Source organism: Pseudoalteromonas sp. SCSIO 43201, assembly GCF_023716725.1.
GTDB classification, from domain to species: Bacteria; Pseudomonadota; Gammaproteobacteria; order Enterobacterales; family Alteromonadaceae; genus Pseudoalteromonas; species Pseudoalteromonas peptidolytica.
In genome coordinates this window covers 3069723-3092571 of the sequence record NZ_CP072683.1, presented here as the reverse complement: position 1 = coordinate 3092571, position 22849 = coordinate 3069723, and the positions used below count along the sequence as shown (strand labels likewise).

The following is a 22849-nucleotide window of genomic DNA, read 5'->3' as shown; positions in this document are numbered from 1 at the left end:
TGCACTCATCAATAGGCAAAAAAATGAAAATCAATGGATTACTTTTACTCTGTTGCGCATGGGTCATGTTGTTGATCCCGTATCCATCCTTGGCTGCTCAAGGCTCCTTAGATCTCACAAATTCTACTTTGGGTTTCGTCTGTATTGTGATTTTTGTCATGGCTTACACTTTGGTCATGCTGGAAGAAAAAATCCATATGCGAAAGTCTAAACCTGTGTTGGTTGCGGCGGGGGTTATCTGGCTGTTAATTGGTGCATACTATGTAAACCAAGGCCAGACAGACGTGACTGAGCATGCGTTTCGACATAATCTACTTGAGTTTGCTGAGCTAATGCTCTTTTTGCTCGTTGCTATGACTTATATTAATGCGTTGGAGGAGCGGCGTCTTTTTGATGCGTTACGCGCGTGGATGATTCAAAAGGGTTTTAGTTATAAAAACCTATTTTGGATCACTGGGTTTTTATCATTTTTTATCTCGCCTATTGCTGACAACCTAACGACGGCACTGTTGATGTGCGCTGTTGTCATGAAAGTAGCGGAAGGAGATAAAGAATTTATCAACTTAAGTTGTATCAACATTGTAGTTGCAGCCAATGCTGGTGGCGCATTTAGCCCTTTTGGAGATATAACCACGCTCATGGTATGGCAAGCAGGCATGGTGCACTTTAGTGAATTTTTGGTACTGTTTGTTCCTTCACTCGTAAATTACGTCGTTCCTGCTTTAGTGATGAGTTATTTTGTGGCAGATAAAAAGCCGAGTGCTGTCTATGAGCGGGTTGAACTAAAGCGTGGTGCATTAAGGATCTTAACCTTATTTTTATTAACCGTTGCAACTGCCGTACTGGCTCATAGCTTATTACACCTACCCCCTGTGCTTGGTATGATGATGGGATTAGGTTACCTGCAATTTTTTGGCTACTTTTTAAGGATGACACTACCAGGTTCATTGGCAAGAAAACGCGCGATGGCGCAGCGAGAAGGAGACAAAGAGCGTCTCGAAAAACTCGGTAGTGTTGTTCCGTTTGACGTTTTTAGCAAGGTTTCTCGGGCAGAGTGGGATACCTTACTGTTTTTCTATGGCATCGTTATGTGTGTGGGGGGGTTAGGTTTTCTGGGCTACCTTAGTTTGATGTCAGAAGTGCTGTATGGTGAATGGTCAGCGACGTATGCCAATGTTCTACTTGGGGTGATCTCTGCAGTTATCGATAATATTCCAGTTATGTTTGCAGTTTTGTCCATGCAACCTGAGATGTCACATGGCCACTGGCTACTTATCACGCTTACAGCTGGTGTCGGTGGAAGCTTACTGTCTATCGGCTCAGCTGCCGGTGTCGCTTTGATGGGGCAGGCTAGGGGCTATTATACCTTCATGGGGCATTTAAAGTGGGCGCCTGTTATTTTAATTGGATACATTGCAAGTATTTTATGTCACCTGTGGCTCAATAAGTCAGCATTTGATGTTTTTGGCTAGTGAGTAATAATACCAATTTGACTTAATACTTGCTCAATTTGAAGGAGTGGATCTGACGCTAACCGCGTTAAAAATTTCTTATTTAGAACAACTAAATAGCAAAATTTTTGCCTTGCCTATATGGATGTAGGTACCTTAGCGATGGCAGGACGCGGTAGCGGAGTTATCGACACGATTTTCTCGCCTCAAATAGACCACTCAATTAAGAAAATTGGTATAAGGGGAGCTAGTCTCCCCTTACGACTCTGCTTCGGCTAAAAAATCTCGATAGCGTTTTACCCAAGAGTCAGGAACCGGTTTCTGTCGTGTTAACACTGTCGAAATTGGGGTAGATGTTAATACGCCATTGATTTTACCTAGCATGAACGTGGCTGCTCGAAAGGTGTCATGCTGTATTGCTTGGTACACAGTTTCAACAGCTGCTACGCCTAACTCTGTAGCTAACATTCTATCCTCTGCTGAAGGGGCGCCACCGCGCTGAATGTGTCCTAATACGCATAACGCACAATTAATATTACTTTGCTCATTAAGTGCGTCTCTTAGCGCATGGGCTCCACCTGGCCATAAATTCTCAGCAAGTATAATCAAAAAGCTACCATGTTTATGCTGCTGCTCAGTAATGGCACGCTGCAATTGTTGTACTAATTTTGCGGTGTCGCTTTTGGTGTAGTTTTCAAATGAAAGTATGGCTTCAGCACCGGTGGCGATACCTACGTTATAAGCGATATGACCGCTATGGCGACCCATTACTTCAGTAATAAAAACACGTTCAAACGCATTTGCGGTATCACGAATTTTATCAATTGCGACAGTTGCTGTATTCACTGCGCTAGAAAAACCGATGGTGTGATCGCACCCCGCTAAATCATTGTCTATGGTGCCAGGAAGCCCAATAAGTTGGCCGTGCCAGTGTGCCGATAACGCATGAATGCCGCGAAAAGAGCCATCACCACCTATCACGATAAGGGCATCTATATGGAGTTTGCGAAGCGCATTTGCTGCTTGCTGAACACCTGTATCTTCTAACATGGCATCGCAGCGTGCACTTTTAAGCAAAGTGCCCCCGCGCTGTGTAATGTCAATCACACAATCTGGTGTGAGTTCAATATATTCTTGATTGATAAGGCCATTATAGCCATGCAAAAAACCAACACATTGCAGTCCTAGCTTAGCGGAAGTTAAGGTTATTGCTCTGATTGCAGAGTTCATTCCGGGTGCGTCACCGCCACTTGTGAGAATTGCTATCCTTTTGGTCATAAGATCACTTGAACGATAGTTTGGTTACTGAATGTATACTATCAGTGCGGGTTGCTAGCAAGTTGATCGATATTAAAAAAAGCGAGATCAGGAAGGAAAAACGGCATTTAGTGTAACCAAATGCCGTTCTTTTTATTGCTGTGAGATCTTGCTAGCAAGTTCTTCACGTTGTGCTGTAGGTAGGTTATCGACAACAATTTGATACGAATCATCGATCATTTTCTTTATTTCGTCTTCTGGAATAGTGCCGTCTAAAATAACCGTATTCCAGAGGCGCTTATTCATATGATAACCAGGTACAACAGACGAGTACTTGTCTCGAAGCAATAACGCTTCGTCAGGGTCGCATTTTACATTCAACCACCAAACAGGCTCACCATTTTCGTCTACTTGCCCTTCTTTCCCTTCGGTAAGAGTGGCAAACATCTTATGCTGAACTTTATACACATCGACATCTTGCGCAAAAGGTTTGGTGATAAAGGTTGCAGGCTTGGCCTGCAAATATTCATGTACGCTTTTCTGATCCATAGCCCGTGTCCTTGAAGTAACAGTTAATACAACATGAAGGTAAGTTTAGCAGCTCTTGTGATAATACTGTAATCGTCTATCAGTAAAAACTATCAGAAAGTCTATACCATGGCGTTATAACGCAGACAATTATTGAATAACTGAGAGTTTTATATCGGTTTCACTCACAGTTGACGATTAAAATAAGTACAGTGTTTAAAAGCACTACAATTTCAGTCATCTACAATATTAGAAAAGCTAACTTTCAAAATCCAATTGAGGATCAAGCTGGCTTTACAAGTTGTGCTAAGTATTCCTCCATAACCTAGGTGGACTAAGCTAGGAAATCATTGCTATTTGAGCGTTAAAAATTTCCCACTTGTCACTGTTTCCTATTGCTAGGAAAAGTTATGACACAGCGACATTAAATAACGCCATGCCTGTAAAGAGTCCGCTATTAAATTAAATAATACAAAAATATGCAACAATAATTTCCATGTTGATCAAATAATGGACGTTGTGTAGACTCCATGACCGCTTTAGTAAATGGTATAACAATGCCATGTTTCTTCAACATCATGTGCCCGGCTATTTTTTTGGTAGGATAAAAACTTTAGGAGTATCAGTGGCTTTTGTAGTTATTTCAATCTTGTGTATGTTTGCTGTGTATCTTCAAGCCCTCTCTACGGGCATGCCAATTAAGCGCTGGTTGGGCTTGGCATTATTTACAGGACCCGCTGCCTTGGTACTATTTCGAGTGCACTACCGTCGAGCTTGGATGCGTCGCTGTGCCAATCTAGTGATGTGGAAGGCGTAATACCAATTAGACTTAATACTTGCTTAATTTGAAGGAGTAAATCTGACGCCTAACTGCGTTAAAAATTTCTTATTTAGAACAACTAAATGGCAAAATTTTTGCCTAGCTTACATGGGGGTAGGTACCTTAGCGATAGCAGGACGCGTTAGCGAAGTTACCAACAAGATTCTCTTGCCTCAAAATAGCAAGCTTGAGTAAGCGCAGTGGTATAACTGCAAGCGATACTACTGAACAAGCTGTAGGTTGGGCTTGTCGCTGGGAATATGTTGCTTCAAAAACTGCTCAAACTCGCTACTAGATAACGGCTTTGAGTAATAATAACCTTGCACTGTTTGGCAGTTTAGCTCTTCTAAAATACTCAGTTGCACTTCATTTTCTACGCCTTCGGCTACAACATGTAAATCGAGGTTGTGGGCTATGGTGACAATAGAATCAACCATATTTTTTCCGCGTTCGTTGCCCATGTCGTCAATAAACGCCTTATCCACTTTGAGTGTATTGAGTGGAAATTGTTTGAGATATGCCAGTGAAGAATAGCCTGTGCCAAAGTCATCCATCGCCAGGTGTATGCCTCTTGCACTTAATGAACGCATTATTGAAATTGCTTCTTTTGGATCATCCATCACCGTACCTTCTGTGATTTCTAATTCCAAAAAATAAGAAGGAAGTTGATTTTTTTGCAAGATAATATCGATGCGAGTAGTGAGATCTGGCAAGCTAAACTGTTTTGCTGATAAGTTAACCGCGACTCTGCCGTTGAAAAGCCCCTTATCAATCCAGCGTTTCACATCTTGGCACGCTTTGTCTAAAACGACTTCACCAATCTCAATTATTTGTCCTGTTTCTTCCGCGATAGGGATAAATACACCGGGGCTGATAACCCCTTTCTTTGGGGTAATAAAGCGTACTAGTGCTTCCATTCCAACTAGCTCACCTGTTTTGATATTCATTTTCGGTTGATAGTAGACGACAAAGTGATCTTCTTTTAGGCCGTAGCGCATTAGGTTTTCTATTTGTAAGCGTTTTACCGCTTGTTCGTTCATAGAATCGTTGAAGAACAAATAATGATTACCTTTTTGCTTGGCGTGATACATCGCGGTATCTGCGTTTTTCAACAAGCTTTCTGGCGACTTGCCATCCTCGGGGCACAGTACAATACCCACAGAAGAGGTGATAACTAACTCGTGGTTAGCAATTTTAAACGGGGTCGCAATCGCTGCTAAAAACTGCTTAGCAGTACGTGTAATAGTATGAATATCGTTGGTACCAGATATGACCAAAGCAAACTCATCACCGCCAAGGCGATAAAATGTATCTTGTTGACGCGCTAGTTTGTTTAAGCGCATAGCGAGTTTTGCAAGCAGGGTATCACCAAGCTGGTGTCCAAGAGAATCGTTGATTTTTTTGAAGTTGTCTAAATCAAAAACCAAAAGGGCGTGGTGCGTGCCTTGCTGTGAAAGTTTTTGTAGGTTAGTAAAAAATAGATTCCGGTTGGGTAAACCTGTGGTGCGATCGCGGTTAGATAAATTATGAAGCTGTGATTCAGCTTTTTTGCGCTCTGTTAAATCTGAATACACCACCACATAGTTACTAATTTGGCCATGATTATTTTTAATTTCATCTATGGTAATTTCAATGGGAAGTAGCACATCAGCCGCGTTTCGAAGCTTTAATTCTTCTTGCCAGTGTTCCGTTTGACTAAGTTGCGATTTTACTTGCGTAACAAATTTATTGTCATAGCCAGGTAAGTTAAAAGGCTTATTGATATAGTGCTCACGTTGTCCCCCAAATAATTTTAGATAGCTTGGGTTGAGATCAACTAAGTTATAGTCTTTGTCATATATTGCAATGGCATCCGTAAGGGATTCAACGCACTTAGCGAATAAATTAAGCCTTTCTTCGGTGCTCTTAAAGTGGCCAATATCTCGAACCGTACCTGTCATTCTAAGTGGATTTAGGTTCGTGTCTTTTTCAATAATTTTACCTCTATCTAAAACCCAATGATATTGTCCTAACTCATCCTTAATACGATAGCTGGCTTCAAAAAATGGGGTTTTTTCTGCGAAATGTTGCTTCATTAACTTTTCAACAATTAACAGATCTTGAGGATGGATCCGATGCTGATTGGGAATGATGTTACCTGGTTTTGCTGAGTTCATCCCATATTTGTCATTTATCCGAACAATCTCACCAGATTGGATATTCCAATCCCATAGAGTATCACCGCTACCTTCTATGGTACTTTTAAATCGTTGTTCGGTATGTTTTAGTTCAATGGTGGACTTTTTTAGTTGATGATTAGACCAGACTAAATAAGGGATACTGAGCAGTGCAAGAATAAAAGGGATGAGCCAAGCAAGTTGAGCATACGTCAATACACTAATGTCACTGGCGACCGCAGTAAACGGTGTAAGAGTGAATAGTATTGTACTGATTATTATTGTTTTTATTTGTTTGCTCATAAAATGCGTAACTCATCATTGCGATCTCTAATCTAAATCAAGCCCGCGTAGTAGTCAAAAAGAAAACGTTGATTAAGGTAAAATTCAGGTTGATTCTGCTTTTTAACATTAGATAAACAAAACTTTGGATGAAATTCATTACGATAGAGGATTAATGCGCACACTTTATTGCATAAAATGTACGCTTTGAGGTACCAAATAAATGAGAAAAGTCACAGTAAGTATGGCAACAAAGCTCTAGTTACATTGTAAAACTAACCTTGGAGAGTCTGGTTTGAGCATATTATCAACATAAGCAACCACATCTGAGCGCTCCAATTTGTCTAAAGCTGCAATTAACCGGCATTGCATATCAAATTGGTGGAAGTCATTAGTGATCGAGATCCACAATCGCTGTGCCCTTAATCGTAGGTTTTTATCTTTTTCAGAGATTTGTAATAGTAAGCTCTCTTTTGAACGTTGCCAGCTAGCTTCGTCACACTCTCGCAGCTGTTTAGCAAACGTTTTTAAAAACGCGCTATGTCTAGTAAGTAGGTGCTCACTATTGAAGTTTGGTGATTGAATATAAAACGCCACACCTGCACGGGTATTAAAGGGGGCATAGCCTGCACCAACTAAGTAACCAAGTTGTTCTTTTGTTCTTAATTGCTCAAAGTAATCTTGATTTAGTAAGTTGTTGATCGCCATCAAGGTTACTTTTTCTTCTACGGAATTAGTTTGTGATTGAAAATATTCAATGAAGGCATGATCGTTGCCTTCACGTTGAATTTGTATACCCTCAACACGGTTAATCTCATTAAGCGGACGTTTTAAGTCATCCAGAATTTCACTATTGGAAAATAGCCCATGAACAGAAGTTTTTAGTTTTTCTGCATGGCGACGTTGCCAGTTGCCATGCATAAACGCTTTTACGTGAATGGCAGAGAAAAACTGCTTTCGAAACAATTGAAACTCATTGAAGCTTGCACTTTTTAAAGCGATGGCTAGGTCTTCAGGGCTTGGATTCCATGGCATTAAATGTGCTCCAAGGCAGCTGAAGAGTTCACTCACAGGTTTGTTTTTATTATGATTTTTCCAGTGCCGAATAAGCTGCTTTTTGTACTCGGCAAAGCGGGCTGCATGGATAGGTTGATGAAGCAAAGCTTCAACTAACTCAAGCACTAACGTGATCTGATTACCTGTTAGCCCCGCAGTGTGTAATGTTAACCCACCTTGATGAGAGTTGATGTGATAACTGAGCCCAGCGAGTTCAGCACTGTAAAATCGTTCAGCGACGGCATCCATAAAAAGGTCTGCAAATAGTCTCGAAAGCGCCATATGCTTGTGGCAGGTCACTGACGGTGCAGAGTCTATTTCGAGATAGAAATGTCCTTTTGTAACCCTAAAGGTGGTATCTTGTTTAAACCAAAACTCAAATCCTGGTTGGTCGGCTAATCGAACGGGTTTGTCTTGCTCGTATTCCACAGCATGAAGTGGGTTTTTAGCACTGAGGTATGGATTAATCGAAGGCAGTGACATTTGAGGCAATGGCATATGCACATTATATAGTGATTCAATCCATTCTTTCGCAATCGTGGTGACGCTGTACGGTGTGTTGTACCACTTTGCCTTGTGACTGACTTCAACATCAGGGTGGATCAGCACTAACCGCATGTTTGTTGGACACAAATACGAGAGTAGCTTTTCATGATGCGCTTGACTGAAGCCGTCCATACGATAATCACCGTATAAGAAGTCCGCTTCAGAGTAATGATGCATGTTAACGCTAATTGAGTTAACCCAATCTAGCATGCGTCCTACTTCTTGGTTATCGAATGCAATATCTAATAATGTACTTTTATCCTGGTAAAGGCGTGGTAGTGCAGCGGTGTTTTGTTTGATTAATGCCAAATACTCGAACAGCATTTCAACGATGTCTTCATAGTACTCTATTCCCTCATCGGTGAGTGCAAAGCTGATGTTGAAATCACGAAAATTACTACCTGTGATCCCACCGCCCGCAGACAAGGCGTTGATCCACCCTTGGGATTTTAAAATGGAATATAACGATCCCTTTCCCTCGTAACCCAATAAGTGTGCCAGAAAGCTAACGCTTTTGTGTTTGTATAGATCTTCAGGGTTTGGCATTGCAAAACTCACAATAAGCTTCTGCATGTGCTTTCGCGGCTTTATTTGTAACTCGAGTTGTAAGTCACTCTGACGGTACATTGGTACTTGTATGGCTTGTTTTTGCTCCTGTGAGCCAACAATATTACCAAAAGGAAGGCTATATTGTTTTAAGGTTGCTAATGGTTGAGGGGCAGCAATAACAAGCGTCATCCATTGTGCTTGATAGTGCGCATTAAAAAATGCCCTGAGTTCGGATGCGATATTATCCCCTCGGTCAGCTAGCGTATCTCGGGTACCTACTGAAAACTTAGCGAAAGGGTGGGCTGGATTGATGGTTTCTTTATGTACCTGGTAAATACGGCGGCCATCGTCTTTGATTTTCATTTTGAATTCAGCGTCAATGGCTTCACGTTCCTTTTCTGTATCACCTTCACTTAATAAAGGAGACACAAAAAACTGACTAAAGCGCTCTAAGGCTTCTTCTAATCGCTCCGCATCGCAATCGAAATAATAGCTAGAGTGCTCGGTTCCTGTCCAGGCATTGCTCTGACCGCCATATTGGCTAATAAACTGAGAAAAGCCACCCGAGTCAGGGTGCTCAATAGTTCCGAGAAATAGCATATGCTCTAAAAAGTGAGCCATACCTTGACGGTCTTCTGGGTCATCAAAATGGCCAACATTAACTGTTAACGATACGGCACTCTTGGCTGTTGACTCATCATTAATCAACAAAACTCTAAGACCATTGTCCAGTGTTAAGAATTGGTACTGCCGACTATCATTATTACTCAGTTTCAATATGCTGCTGCCGATAAATTAGTTAAAAGAAAGGTGAAGGTGATGCAAATTTCATTTCATGTTAATCCTTCATTTGTTTTAATATAGCGAACAAACTGGCTAGATAGCTACTGGTTTCAAGAAAATAATGTTAGCCATCCTAACGTTGGCATTGTTTAGACCAAGGTTTAAGTAGTGGTCTAGAGAAATATATTTTACAGAGTCATCAGGCCTAGCTGTATTAACTAACACAAAAGCGAAAGAAGAGCATGCTTTGTGTTAAAAGACGCCGAAACTGAAACGGGTATGGTGCAAGTGTTAATACGTATAAATGTAGAGTAGTGCAGAAAAGGTGCTAAATAGTATGAAGACTATCTTGATTATGCGTCATGGTGAAGCGCAAGCTATGCAGGCTGATGATGCCAGTAGGGCGCTGACACAGCTAGGTTTAAAACAAGCAAAAGACATGGGGCAATGGCTGGAACAACACTTTAAGATTGATGCGGCCTTGGTTAGTCCATATACACGAGCCCAGCAAACGGCCGAGCAGGTATTTTCCTTCCAGTCGCCGCAATTTGTTGAAACCTGTGCAGATATTGTTCCCAGTGGTTCTGCAAACACAGCTACAGATTATCTCGAAACACTCATATCCATGCACCCAGAACATCAGACTTGGCTGTTGGTCGCACATATGCCGATAGTCAGCTACCTTGTTGACTGTTTGTGTCCTGACACTATGCCTATCTTTTCTACCGCAGCGGTCGCTGTGCTGGAGTATAGCGAAGAAACAGGTCGAGCAGAATTCATTTCCATGCAGTTGCCATAGCAAGGCGATTTGTCACTGACGCAGAAAAGTTAGCAATAATCGGTCTAATGTCCTCTTTTTAATTTTTATTGAACCTTATCATAACGGCAGTGTCGTAGTATTGGCACTGCAAAGCACCCGTTTGGTCAATATATTTTGTTTGGGCGCAAACTATATTGTACAAGTAATCTGCATAGTCTCGACCGCTATGTTATGGTTCTGTTATCGGTAAAGTTGTTTTTTTAGAACTAGCATTGCTTTAATTTAAAAGGACAAATGTCCTCATTTTTTGGTTTTTTGTTGCTAAATGTTGTAAACTGTCAGCTAACATCGCTAAAAGTTGCAAAAAAATTGATTTTTTAGTCCGGTTTAACAAGCAAAGTAAAATTTACCTGCTATAATTACCGCCGTCTCGTTCAGCCTTGCAAAGTTGTATCGCACTCTCAACTGCAAGGTCCGCGTTATCTTATTCGAATCGCGAAAAATTGAACGTTCACGCCAAAGTGAAACGGCGCCCAAATTTAAACCGTTGAACAAAGAGTGCACTAAAAGGTCGAAAACCAACATGAAAGCAATGAAAAGATCCACGTTAGCTACGCTTATTAATGCTACGTTGTTCTCTGCTGTGGCAGGTACTTCATTCTCTGCACTTGCTGAAGAAGAGCAAGCCAAGTCTAATCAATTAGAAGTTATCCAAATTACTGCTCGTAAACGTGTAGAAAATGCACAGGAAGTTCCTGTGTCAGTATCTGCGCTGCAAGGAGATAATTTGAATGCTTACAGCTCCGCGGGTATGGACATTCGCTTTATGAACGCCAAGATCCCGAGCTTATCGGTAGAATCTTCATTTGGCCGTACTTTCCCACGATTTTATGTCCGTGGTTTAGGAAATACAGATTTCGATCTGAATGCTTCACAACCTGTGTCTTTGGTTGTCGATGAAGTTGTTCAAGAAAACCCAATCTTAAAAGGTTTCCCTGTATTTGATATTGCTCGTATCGAAGTATTACGTGGCCCACAAGGTACCTTGTTTGGTCGTAACACACCTGCGGGTCTAGTGAAGTTTGATACAGTAAAACCAAGCCAAGAATTTGATGGCTATGCAGCGCTTTCGTATGGCAGCCGTGGTGCTGTTGACTTTGAAGGTGCTGTTGGTGGCTCGGTAACTGACCGCTTATCTACTCGTATTTCTGCATTATGGCAGGAGCAAGAAGATTATATCGATGTTAAAGCACCTGGCTTTGAACAAAATGACGTCCTAGGTGGATATAGTGAGCAAGCGGTACGTTTACAGTTTTTATATGAAGGTGATGATTTCACCGGCCTCCTAAACTACCACTACCGAGACCTTGATGGTCGTCCAATTGCATTTCGTGCTAACTTAATCGAAGCAGGCTCAAATAATATTAACCCGCTTTACGACAATGACGTTGTTTATCATGATGCTGCATCTCGTTCGACACAACAAGTTGAAACACAAGGTCTAAGTTTAAAACTTGAGTGGGATCTCCCGGAGCACACAGTGACTTCGATCACAGCATGGGAAAGTGCAGAAATCTACTCTCGTGCAGATGTTGATGGTGGCTATGGTGCCAATCTTGATTTCGTTGGATACCAAGGGCCAGGCTTAATACCGTTTGCTTCTGAAACTGCTGATGTTATTCCAGATCATAATCAGTATACACAAGAGCTTCGCTTATCAAGTAACTTCTCTGGTGACTATAACTATCAAGTTGGTCTTTTCCTATATGAAGAAGATCTCACTATTGAAAGTTACAGCTTTGATACATTCGCGTATGATCAAGGCTTAGGCCAGTATGGCGCGCAAAATGGCTACGCCTATCAAGATCAAGACACGTCAGCATGGGCGATATTTGGTTCATTCGACTACACGGTTTCGGATGATTTAAAAGTAACAGCTGGCCTACGTTACTCTGATGATGAAAAAGAGTTTTACGCTAAGCGTACTAAAAACCCAACGCCTTGGAATGGTTCACCAGACGTACTTGACGATACTGCCAACCCAAGTGATAGTCATGTGAGTTGGGATTTAAGTGCGACATATAAACTGACTGACGACGTTAACTTATTTGGCCGCATTGCAAATGGCTTCCGTGCACCAAGTGTTCAGGGTCGTATCTTATTTGGTGATGAAGTAACAGTTGCTGAATCAGAAACAACTAATTCAATCGAAGCGGGTATTAAATCTGACGTGTTAGATGGTCAAGGCCGTGTAAACGCGACGGTTTTCTACTATCAAATGGATGACCAGCAGCTTACCGCTGTGGGTGGTGGCGCTAACTTTAACCGCCTTATCAACACTGACAAAACCACAGGATACGGCTTTGAGTTGGATACTGAGTGGGTACTAACTGACGAACTAAATGCTACCTTTAACTTGAGCTACAATAATACCGAGCTAGAGGATGATAGTTTAGCTGTTGCAGTTTGTGCACAATGTACGGTAACTGATCCAACTTATATGGTAAATGGAGCGAACGGCCCTGAAGCTCGTGCTATTTTGGATGGTAACAGCTTACCTCATGCACCAGAGTGGATTGCTAACGCGACCCTTCGCTACACGAAAGAGTTAGAAGGTGGTGAGTTCTTTGTATATGGTGATATGTCTTACCGTAGCGAGATCGATTTCTTCTTGTACAAATCGGTAGAGTTTGAAGGTGAAGCTCTATTTGAAACTGGTTTACGTACAGGCTATCTGTGGTTCTCTGGTGATAATGAATACGAAGTATCAGCGTTTGTTCGTAACTTATTTGACGAGCAAGTTGTTATTGGTGGTGTAGATTTTAACAATAACACGGGTATGCTGAATGAAGCGCGCTTCATTGGAGCTGAATTCAAAGTGAAATTCTTCTAATTCATGCTACAGTGATTATAATAGAATAACTAAAGCCCGCATTAAGCGGGCTTTTTTAATGAAATTTTTATGATAGGAGTGGATATGTCAGGTTTTTGGAACTATCGAGTGATATATTGTGAAGCGACCAAAGAAGAGGCAGCTTTATATCAGATCCATGAGGTAGAATATAATCTCAACGGTAAAGTTACGAACTGGTCTGAAACAGGCGCAGCACCTTTTGGGCGCACATTAGAAGAGCTACAAGCAGATGCAGAGCGACTCAAGTCAGCATTTGATAAACCAATTCTAAAAGTAATTCGACAGCCACGTGGGTATACCTTAGTAGAAGTTGAAACAGGCGAAGAAGCCACTGCTGAGCCACCTGCGGGTCTAAACAGCTAAATAATCTATTAGGAGTGTTGTGATGCGCTATCAGGCAGTTTTATTTGATTTTGACGGCACACTGGTTGACTCAGAAGCACTCCATTATCAAAGTTGGATGACAGTACTTGCTCAGGACAATATTCATTATACTGAGTTGGAGTTTTGTGATGAGTTCTCAGGTGTACCAACATTAAAAGCAGCTCAGACGCTGAAATTACGGCATGAACTTCAGCCATCACCTCAAGCTTTGTGCGATCATAAAAATCGTATATTTGTGGCTCGGGCAGCAACTGTTTTCCCCAAGTTGATGCCTTATGCGAAACAAATACTTGAACTTACCGCTAAACGGGTGCCTATTGCACTTGTGACAGGAAGCAGCAAAGCCGAAGCACTTCCTGTGCTGGATCACTATCAACTCTTAGGGCTGTTTTCAGTGATAATTTGCAAAGATGATGTTACGCAGCCAAAGCCCCACCCAGAGCCATATAACAAGGCACTTAGTGCATTAAATATAGCGCCGCATCAGGCTGTTGCAATCGAGGACACTTATACTGGGCTTACGTCAGCCAAAGAAGCAGGTGTAACTGCGGTCGTGGTACCAAACGTACATTCACGTAAGCAAGATTTTATTCATGCTGATCATTTGTTTACCGACTTAGAAGCGGTATTTAAATGGCTCAGTGCTAGCGAATAAACCGGCTCAATAGGTTGTGAGTCTAAATTTACTCTGACTCGGTTTTACAAACGCCAAGTTATATGTAATCTTTAAATTAGAAATGCCAACACCATAAAGTAAATTAAGGGTGTAAAGTACCAGTTGGCGTCAGGTGTGCTCCTTCAGATTGGGTAAGAATCACGGCTAATTGGTATAAGGGGCTACTTTTGAGCTTTTTCGTCTAGAATTATGTGTTTACTGTAGTAAGTGAGCTTAACTTAATATCCACTGCAAAGGAATGTGCTATGAGATGTTACCTGTACGTACTATTTTTCCTACTTTGTTTTTCTCAATATATACATGGAAGTGAAGTCCATAAAAAAATCCAACTTGCTTCGATATATCAAGGTGATGAGGATATATCTGCATATCTGGTAAGTGAAAAGTTTGATGGAGTTCGAGCCATTTGGAATGGTCATCAACTACTTACTCGTGGTGGTCATGCTATTAATGCGCCAAAGTGGTTTACCCAAAAGTTACCGAGCGTTTGGTTAGATGGTGAGTTGTGGGCAGGGTATAACAACTTTGCATTTGTCAGTGCAGTGGCTAGGCGACACGCTCCAAATGAGGAGCATTGGCGTCAAGTTACCTATTATGTGTTTGATGCGCCAGATCCTAAAGAGGAATTTCAAAAGCGGTACGAGCGCTATGTTAAGCTAATAAACGTTATTCAAGTGGCACATGTTAAGCCAGTTGAACAAAATGTGTTTACCTCTGTTGAAATGCTTAATGACTATTATCATGGCGTGTTAAAACGCGGTGGTGAAGGGGTTATATTACACTCGAAAACAGCAAAACATGAAGATGGGCGAACGAAAAATCTATTGAAATACAAACCTCACTTGGATGATGAGGCGATAGTGATTAAACACCTACCTGGTAAGGGAAAATATCGAGGGATGATGGGGGCTTTGTTAGTGAGAGATGCTCATGGAAATGAATTTAGAATAGGGTCAGGCTTTAGTGACGAGCAAAGGGCATCGCCGCCTCCAATAGGCAGTCAAGTGACGTATCGATATCAAGGCTTTACAAAGTTTGGTAAGCCCCGTTTTGCACGTTTTTTAAGAGTGAGACCAGTTATAACACCATGAAATATGGTGGCATTTGTGGCATAACAGATAGTAGAAAATAGTAGGGAAGATAGCGAGGGTAGCTCGCTATCAAAGAAGTTGGCTTATTCTGCGCGGCCCATAAATTTAGACTCAGCAGTATTGATCTTAATCTTGTCACCACTAGAAATGTGCTCAGGAACCTGAACAACAAGACCTGTAGTCAGTGTTGCGGGCTTTGTTCTTGCACTCGCAGAGGCACCTTTGATTGAAGGAGAAGTATCTTCAATTACAAGCTCTACACTTGAAGGTAAGTCGATAGAAACTGGCATCCCTTGCACCACAACAACAGACAAACCTTTGGTTGACTCATCAATAAACAACAGTTGCTCTGCAATCGAGTCTTTGTTTAAGTGGTAAGGGGTGTAGTCTTCTTCGTCCATAAATACGTATTCGTCACCATCAACGTACGATAGCATTGCAGGACGGCGATTTAGGTCGGCTAAAGTTAGCATTTCTTCCGCTTTGAAGGTTTCATCGACTTTTGAGTTATCTACAACATCGTACATACGCATGCGGTACAGGCTTCCACCAGCACGACCTTGTGGTACTGAACGTTCAATATCACGAACAATCATTACACGACCATTGTACTCGATCGCGGCATGTTTTTTTATTTCACTTGCCTTTGGCATAGCTTGCTTCCTAATACAAATAAAGTTGGCACAATATAATCATTTTTCGACATTTTGGCGAGGTTCAAAGCGATCTGAAAACCTTAAATACCGTATAAAGTTTTCATGTCCGCGTACTTTACGCCAAAGTGCTGATCAAACCAGCGGTTAATATAGTCGTGTTTTGGTTCTAATTTTGCGCATCGTAAAATATTTTCACCCTTATTGGTACCAAGTGCTTGACCACAGTAGTTTTGCTTCCAAGTTAAAGTTAAATCTTGAGAAAACTGCTCAATTAATCCATCTAAAGTCTTTTCAGTGATGTGAGCAAGGTTAAGAAAATCCGGAGATAGCGGTGTAATATCAAGCTGCTCAAAATCAGCCTGATGTGAGCGAGTTTTGTTTTGTTTGCTATCGCTGGCATTCCCTTTGATATAACGACTAGCTAAATTGGCTTCATAGCTAATATTAATGTCAAATTTCTCATCATAGACAGTGACTGGGTATGCAAACTCTCTAGTGACTTCGGTGGTGTGGGTTTTATCGGGATTATTAGGATCTGTGCGCTCAACTTCCTGCTGATAATGTTTTCGTTGAATATGTTGATTACTGACACGATAATAATCGGCGTCAGCATACAATGTTAACGAGAGTTGTTGAGCACCTTGATTGTAAAACCACAGGCTATTATTGAAAGTCGCATTAAGGTCAGAAATAAAAGCGCCATATTGCCCTTTAATGGAATTGCCAAACCGTAGACCAATATCAATACGTTCACGTATATTCATTGCAAAATAACGACTGGTGTCTTGCTTATCTACCGTTAAACGTTTTGGGGTTTGCCATGCTAAACAGTACTTTTCAGTGAAGCTTTTTAAATAGAAGCGCTGTCCGCTGACCTGCTTTGCGAGCGTATTGCACTTCTTTTTTGCTTGGGTGCTTAGCGTGTCATAATAGCTGCTCATGGCGCTTGCTAATTGCGCGTTACTGATCAAATGACGGTGGTTGTGTTCAAATAACTTAAACCTATCTGGGTAGGGCGTGTTAGACAATGAACCGGCTTCGTCAAGTAGCCATTGCCTGGCGTAATCAAGTTCTTCTCTTTGGGTATTTGCCATTGCACCATTTGGCTTCATTTGCCACTCTGCTTGATTTCTCACAATTTCTTCTAGTCTGGTAGCTGCGGCAGTATAATTATTCGCCAAACGTAGCATGCGAACATCAATCAATCCTTTGTCTATCAGCTTATCTCTCGCGAGTGTTAAACCTTGCTTTGCTTCAAGATCTTCAGGATCTTCTGCTAGAGCTTGTGAATAGTACTCCGCCGCTTGGCGGTACATTCCCGCTTCGTAAAGTTTATTGCCTTTATAAACCAGCGATTTACAGCCGCTGATAGCTGCTAATATCGCAATGATGATGGCGGTTTTCTTGATCATAATATCATTCCATTCACGCAAAAAGTTCCATTAAGCACAGTTGTTTATTTTGGTATCTACTGAGTCGGTATACAGACTGCCTGCTCCCAACTTATTACCACTTAATAATACAGGGTTCTGGCGAAATCTACATCATTGAATTGTTAAGATTTTGTTTTGTCGCAACGTTTTTTTGTGGTCAAAATAACCTCAATCGACAAAGGTCGCTAGTTGTTAACATATAGCCGAAACGAAAAGCAGAGAAGGGGTAGTAATCTTTGAAGTCTTATGGTGTTGGTTTGTTGTCCTTTTGACTGGTTTCGACGCCCATCCATGGGTTACGACTACCTTTTCTTTGTTTGCCCAAAGAAAAGGTAGAAAAAGAAACATTTTTGATACACAGACAATCGGGTTTGATTAAATCTGATTAATCAAACCCGAAAGGTAAAGCTAACTCTTGTTAAACCAAGATAAGGTTACCGAGTTAACTTATCTTGGGTTTTGGTATCAAAGTCGCTGGCGTCATGCCTTTCATGCAGTTGTTCATGAGGCTCTCCCCACGTTCGGTTGACCATCTTTCCACGCTTCACAGCTTCTCTTGATGCGATTTCACCTGCCCAGCGGATCACGTGCTCATAGCCATTGACGTCTAGAAATTCAGCGGCATCATAAAGGTGGCCTTGAGCGAGTACACCGTACCACGGCCAAATTGCTATATCCGCTATGGTATATTCATCACCGCAGATATACCGCCTAGTCGCTAGGTGCTGATTGAGTAAGTCTAGTTGGCGCTTGACCTCCATGGTATAGCGGTTAATCGGGTATTCGTAATGTTCTGGCGCATAAGCATAAAAATGGCCAAACCCACCTCCAAGTAAAGGGGCAGCTCCCATTTGCCAAAATAACCAATTTAAGCATTCTGTTCTTTTGGCTGCGTCTTGAGGTATGAATTTTTGGAACTTTTCAGCTAAGTAAAGCAAGATTGAGCCCGACTCAAATACCTTGGTTGGTTCACCTGTGCTGATATCGAGTAAAGCTGGGATCTTAGAGTTAGGGTTAAGTGCAACGAATCCTGAGCTAAACTGCTCGCCTTCCATTATATCAATTAAAAAAGCATCGTATTCAGCTTCTTCTACGCCTGCGGCAAGTAATTCTTCAAGTAAAACTGTCACTTTTACGCCATTTGGTGTGGCAAGAGAGTAGAGCTGTAGAGGATGTTTACCTTGCGGGAGGGACTTTTCAAATCTCGCGCCTGCAGTGGGGCGGTTAATATTAGCAAATTTACTGCCATCACCACTTTGCCATGGCCATTGCCAAACCTTTGGTGGGGTATAACCCGTTTTACTCATTTGATGAACTCCTTCTGTGACTGTCCTTATTGATTATAGAGCTTAGAAGTGAAATGAAAATGAACAAGCTCTTTTTGTAAAATGCTTGAGTAATACCAATTTGACTTAATATTTGAAGGAGTAAATCTGACGCTAACCGCGTTACAAATTTCTTATTTAGAACAACTAAATAGCAAAATTTTTACCTTGCCTATATGGATGTAGGTACCTTAGCGATAGCAGGACGCGGTAGCGGAGCTATCGATAAGGTTTTCTCGCCTCAAAATAGACCACTTAACTAAGATAATTGGTATAATTTAAAGAAATAACAAGATTAAAAGACAAAAAAATGCCGATCTATGATCGGCATTGTCGAATTGGTTGGGAGTTAAAACACCACAGTTTGGGTCGTCGAGCAGGTTGTTTTACTACTTTGCTCACATATTGAGTAGCTATGATACCGCTACCTTTAACACTGATGCTGTCTGTGTAGCTATTATCGTTGCTAGTTGTGACAATTTTACTACCATCGCGATAAATATCGGCTTTTGACGTACCTACACCACTCCAATTTAGGTCTACATGGCTTGTAACCGAAAGTAATAATACCAATTAGCCATAATATTTGCTCAATTTGAAGGAGTAAATCTGACGCTAACAGGACGCGGTAGCGGTGCTATCGACAAAATTTTCTCGCTTGAAAATAGAACACTTAATCAAAATAATTGGTATAACCTTCTCAACTATCAACGTCCTAATAAGCTCACAGGGGCGCCACTGAGTAATTACTATTAAGTGGCGCTATGAAGCTGGTGGCGGTGTTTAGTTACCAATAGCGCTAAGAAAGGCAACGCGAGTAGAAGGTGCATTGCTAGTTGAGTTGGTGCCTTTAGTGCTAAAGGCTGACTCATTGTTGCGAGTAACCCCCCGCCACTCATTTGTAATACGCCAATAAGAGCAGAAGCTGTACCTGCTTGCTTTGCAAACCCTGATAGAGCTTTGCCAGCCGCAGCACCTATGGTAAAAGCAAAGCCGATAGATGCTAAGTACATTGGTAATACAAAATGCATAATGTCAGTTTGTGGTAACAACAATAGGACAACGCCACTGGTGCAAGAAATGCTTAATCCAAAAGTGAGGGATTTCTGACTGTTACGTTTAATAAAGTGTGGGGCGATAAAGCTTGCAGCAATACTAAATATTGCGTTACCAGTAAACCAAAAGGTAAAGTCAGACACACTGCCCCCCATTTTTGCCATGATCCAGCCCGGTGCTGAAATCACGAAGACCAGCATTGCGGCCATACCAAGCATAGTGAGCATTGCGTTGTAAACAAAGGTGCTGCTATTTAGCATAGGTGTAAAGCGTCTTAGGTCTAGAATATGACCACTGTAATGCGTGTCCTCTGGACGAGTTTCTTTATAAAGCAAGATGATGAGCAACAATCCAACTAAAGCAAATCCAGCCAAAAAACTAAAATTACTTTGCCAGCCAAATTCAACTGTAAGCCATGCACCAAGAATTGGCGCGAGGGCAGGGATAAAGCACACAATACCATTTAAGTAAGTGATCATCTGGCCGCTACCTTTATGACCAAAGCTATCTCTGACAATCGCAAAAGCGCTGACGAAAGTGGCGCACGCGCCTAAGCCCTGCAAAACACGTGCGACCATCATTAATGACCACGTTGATACTGAGCTTGCCATGACTGCACCAATGGCAAACAAGCTTATTCCAATAAGTGAAATTGGTTTACGACCATATTTGTCTGCTAATGGACCCGCGATGAGTTGTCCTAAACCAACCGCTAACATATAAATACTAACAGTTTGCTGGATCTTATTTTCAGATACTTCAAGGCTAGCTTGCATATCAACAAAAGCAGGGAGGTACAGGTCGATACCTAATGGGCAAAAAATCACGAGTAGAGCAAGAATAAAAATTAGGGCTTTTGAGTTGGTTGCGGTCATGATGTCTCCTTTTGGCCGCCATTGTATTGCGGAAAATTTGAAAAGACAGGACAAAGCGCCGATTTAGCAAATTTTTAAGATATTTGATTCTTTGTGCATTTTCGGTAGTTGATAAACTGGTCAGATGTGTTAATTTTAAGCAAATTAATATTTTGATTCTACTTATGTCTGCACCACTTCTAAAAATTTATAAAAGAATGAGTTGGTTGCCATTTGGCAAATGGATGTTTAGCAAAGCTGTTTGTCGTAAAGCACCTTACTTTGGCACCATCAAACCAAAAATAACACTGTTACAACCTGGAATATGTAAAGCGACAATTAAGAACCGAAAAGCCATCCACAATCACATTGGAACGGTACATGCGATAGCGCAATGCAATCTTGCCGAGTTGTGCGCAGGTGTGATGACCGATGCCACAATCAATCACAAGTCACATCGTTGGATCCCAAAGGGGATGACAGTACAATATTTGGCAAAAGCGGAAACTGATCTGCATGCGATCGCCAAAATTGAATACCCTCGGACATGGGAAGACAAAGAAGAGTTAATTGTGCCTGTCGAAGTGTTCAGTAACTCTGGAGAAAAGGTATTTCACGCTGATATAAATATGTATATCAGTGCGAAGAAATCCTAATTAACCAAGCCTCAGATTCATTATCCCCAGCTCAGATTCATTATCCCCAGCTCAGTTTAATTATTGGTGGTTTGCGTAGCTGAAGAGTCAATTAATGTCACATTATTGGCTCTTTCGCTGTGGTGAGTGAGCTTACCTTCCACATGCGCGCCAGCTTCAATTGTCAGTGTTTCATGCTCGATATTGCCAAATACTTGTGCACTTGGACGCAGAGTTACTTGCTTGGCGTGAATATCCCCCTCGACTTTTCCATGTATGGTCAAATCTGAAGAGTGAATGTTGCCCGTTACGAGACCGGTTGAACCTATGGTGAGCTTGTTGACGTTTAAGTTACCTTGTACGGAGCCATCTAGTTGCAATTCTGTTTCACAGGTAATATCGCCAGAAATTTGGGTGGTGTGGGTGATGATAGCTGGGATGCCACTTGGCTGACTTTTAAATGAGTTAAACACGAGTCCTCACTGTCGCAGCGTCAAAACAATAGATGTGATGAAACCTGAATAAGTAGTGAGTTTGCTGATCACTTATTTAAATTTCAGTTTATTTATTGAAAGCGCGAGCGATTTTAATTGGGTTTAAGTGTTTTTTACCTTGGATCACCTCATAGTGCAAGTGAGTAGAGGTACTTCTTCCTGTACTTCCCATCAAAGCAATAACGTCACCCTTGTCTACTTGCTGACCTTTTTTTACTTTGATGGTATGTAGGTGTCCATATCTAGTTGTGATCTCATTAGCATGTTCAATTTCAATAAACTTGCCATAACCACCGTTTTTTCCAGCTCTTTTTACAACACCTGCGGCAGGGGCAACAATATCTGTTTTATGCCACCCAGCTAAATCAATACCTTTATGAAAAGCACGACGCCCAGTTATCGGATCTTTACGAAAACCAAATGCACTGGACACGTAATACTTCTCTTGCTCAACTGGGAGGGTGTCAGGCAACTGTCCTATCATGGTGGATAACTGTGCATAGCTTGTATAGTAATCGATAGTATTGATAAAGCTGGCTTCGACTAAGGCTAAATCAGCTTGAAAGTAGGGACCACCTTGCGCATCTGAAGAGTCTGCAAGTTGCAAACCTACACTATCGATTGAAGCTTTTATTTGTGCTATGTCAGTTGCGTATTTTTGACCAAGAGCGCGGTTCAAGGTTTGTTGTTGCAACAGTAATTTGGCAGCTTGAGGTGCGAAAGTATTGTCATTGTCTGGTGATGCTTCTTTGTCCGTTGAGTGTTCATCTGTCTTGCTATTGCTGGCCGCAAGTTCGGTTGCATCTATTAACGACTCGAGCACATTATGTTGCTGTGATAACTGCGCTAAAGTGTTTTGCTGCTGGGTAATGGTCTGCTCTAATTGTGCCTTTTCATGCTGCCACTTTGCTTGCAACTGAGTGAGATTTTGCTGTCCTTGAGAGAGCTGAATATTGTTGTTATGAAGTTGGATTGCGGCGTTTACAGACCACAGTGCAATTGCAGCGAAAATCATCAACAAACATACTTGAAGCCAAGATGGTAGTACGATCATCTTTACATTGGCGTCTTGACGGACAATCAATTGAGTGGGCTTAAACAGCTTCAGATATAGGCGCTTGAGTACTTGCAACATTCAACCTC

The 22849-nt window shown here is 41.6% G+C and carries 18 protein-coding genes; 8 read left to right on the top strand and 10 right to left on the bottom strand.

The features are described 5' to 3' along the window. Positions 1 to 23 precede the first annotated feature (23 nt). Positions 24 to 1472, top strand: coding sequence for a sodium:proton antiporter NhaD (nhaD, locus tag J8Z24_RS13315; protein ID WP_147390813.1), 1449 nt, complete (start codon positions 24 to 26; stop codon positions 1470 to 1472). A 237-nt stretch (positions 1473 to 1709) separates the two neighbouring features. On the opposite strand, the gene J8Z24_RS13310 is transcribed toward nhaD, so the two are convergent. Both J8Z24_RS13310 and J8Z24_RS13305 read right to left on the bottom strand, forming a co-directional pair. Beyond that, on the bottom strand, positions 1710 to 2729 hold the full coding sequence (locus J8Z24_RS13310) for a 6-phosphofructokinase (protein ID WP_252094823.1): 1020 nt from the start codon (positions 2727 to 2729) through the stop codon (positions 1710 to 1712). Positions 2730 to 2861: 132 nt separating this feature from the next. Continuing rightward, positions 2862 to 3257 carry an MmcQ/YjbR family DNA-binding protein gene (locus J8Z24_RS13305; RefSeq protein WP_125251599.1) on the bottom strand — a complete coding sequence of 132 codons (396 nt, stop codon included), beginning with the start codon at positions 3255 to 3257 and terminating at the stop codon, positions 2862 to 2864. Between the two features lie 604 nt (positions 3258 to 3861). Between J8Z24_RS13305 and J8Z24_RS13300 the strand changes: the two genes are divergently transcribed. Then, positions 3862 to 4053 (top strand): hypothetical protein, encoded by a 192-nt coding sequence (locus J8Z24_RS13300; protein ID WP_125251600.1) that lies wholly within the window; start codon positions 3862 to 3864, stop codon positions 4051 to 4053. A 224-nt stretch (positions 4054 to 4277) separates the two neighbouring features. Here J8Z24_RS13300 and J8Z24_RS13295 read toward each other — a convergent pair whose 3' ends face one another. Both J8Z24_RS13295 and J8Z24_RS13290 read right to left on the bottom strand, forming a co-directional pair. Continuing rightward, on the bottom strand, positions 4278 to 6515 hold the full coding sequence (locus J8Z24_RS13295) for a putative bifunctional diguanylate cyclase/phosphodiesterase (protein ID WP_128731633.1): 2238 nt from the start codon (positions 6513 to 6515) through the stop codon (positions 4278 to 4280). Positions 6516 to 6752: 237 nt separating this feature from the next. Beyond that, on the bottom strand, positions 6753 to 9422 hold the full coding sequence (locus J8Z24_RS13290; protein WP_252094822.1) for an insulinase family protein: 2670 nt from the start codon (positions 9420 to 9422) through the stop codon (positions 6753 to 6755). Positions 9423 to 9765: 343 nt separating this feature from the next. Here J8Z24_RS13290 and sixA point away from each other — a divergent pair, with 343 nt between their 5' ends. The 5 genes from sixA (at position 9766) to J8Z24_RS13265 (ending at position 15253) form a co-directional block, all read left to right on the top strand. After that, positions 9766 to 10227, top strand: coding sequence for a phosphohistidine phosphatase SixA (gene sixA, locus J8Z24_RS13285; protein ID WP_128731635.1), 462 nt, complete (start codon positions 9766 to 9768; stop codon positions 10225 to 10227). 544 nt (positions 10228 to 10771) lie between these two features. Further along, positions 10772 to 13081, top strand: a complete 2310-nt coding sequence (locus J8Z24_RS13280) for a TonB-dependent receptor (RefSeq protein WP_128731636.1) — start codon at positions 10772 to 10774, stop codon at positions 13079 to 13081. A gap of 84 nt (positions 13082 to 13165) precedes the next feature. Beyond that, positions 13166 to 13465, top strand: a complete 300-nt coding sequence (locus tag J8Z24_RS13275; protein ID WP_125251605.1) for a hypothetical protein — start codon at positions 13166 to 13168, stop codon at positions 13463 to 13465. A 22-nt stretch (positions 13466 to 13487) separates the two neighbouring features. Continuing rightward, positions 13488 to 14141: an HAD family hydrolase gene (locus J8Z24_RS13270; protein WP_176032005.1), complete on the top strand. Its 654-nt coding sequence runs from the start codon at positions 13488 to 13490 to the stop codon at positions 14139 to 14141. A gap of 266 nt (positions 14142 to 14407) precedes the next feature. Continuing rightward, entirely contained in the window at positions 14408 to 15253 is an 846-nt protein-coding gene (locus J8Z24_RS13265) for a DNA ligase (protein WP_176032004.1), read from the top strand. Positions 15254 to 15336: 83 nt separating this feature from the next. Here the strand turns inward: J8Z24_RS13265 and efpL are convergent, their stop codons facing one another. From efpL to J8Z24_RS13245, 4 genes are all read right to left on the bottom strand, one after another. After that, entirely contained in the window at positions 15337 to 15906 is a 570-nt protein-coding gene (efpL, locus tag J8Z24_RS13260; RefSeq protein WP_099641735.1) for an elongation factor P-like protein EfpL, read from the bottom strand. Positions 15907 to 15989: 83 nt separating this feature from the next. Beyond that, positions 15990 to 17321, bottom strand: coding sequence for a tetratricopeptide repeat protein (locus J8Z24_RS13255; RefSeq protein WP_252094821.1), 1332 nt, complete (start codon positions 17319 to 17321; stop codon positions 15990 to 15992). A 455-nt stretch (positions 17322 to 17776) separates the two neighbouring features. Next, on the bottom strand, positions 17777 to 18649 hold the full coding sequence (yghU, locus tag J8Z24_RS13250; RefSeq protein ID WP_252094820.1) for a glutathione-dependent disulfide-bond oxidoreductase: 873 nt from the start codon (positions 18647 to 18649) through the stop codon (positions 17777 to 17779). 770 nt (positions 18650 to 19419) lie between these two features. After that, entirely contained in the window at positions 19420 to 20598 is a 1179-nt protein-coding gene (locus J8Z24_RS13245; protein WP_252094819.1) for a multidrug effflux MFS transporter, read from the bottom strand. 164 nt (positions 20599 to 20762) lie between these two features. Here J8Z24_RS13245 and J8Z24_RS13240 point away from each other — a divergent pair, with 164 nt between their 5' ends. Then, positions 20763 to 21233, top strand: a complete 471-nt coding sequence (locus J8Z24_RS13240; protein WP_128731040.1) for a hotdog fold domain-containing protein — start codon at positions 20763 to 20765, stop codon at positions 21231 to 21233. A 56-nt stretch (positions 21234 to 21289) separates the two neighbouring features. Here the strand turns inward: J8Z24_RS13240 and J8Z24_RS13235 are convergent, their stop codons facing one another. After that, complete coding sequence (locus J8Z24_RS13235; RefSeq protein ID WP_176032000.1) at positions 21290 to 21685, bottom strand: bactofilin family protein; 396 nt, start codon at positions 21683 to 21685, stop codon at positions 21290 to 21292. 88 nt (positions 21686 to 21773) lie between these two features. Continuing rightward, positions 21774 to 22841, bottom strand: coding sequence for a M23 family metallopeptidase (locus tag J8Z24_RS13230; RefSeq protein ID WP_128731038.1), 1068 nt, complete (start codon positions 22839 to 22841; stop codon positions 21774 to 21776). Positions 22842 to 22849: the final 8 nt, after the last annotated feature.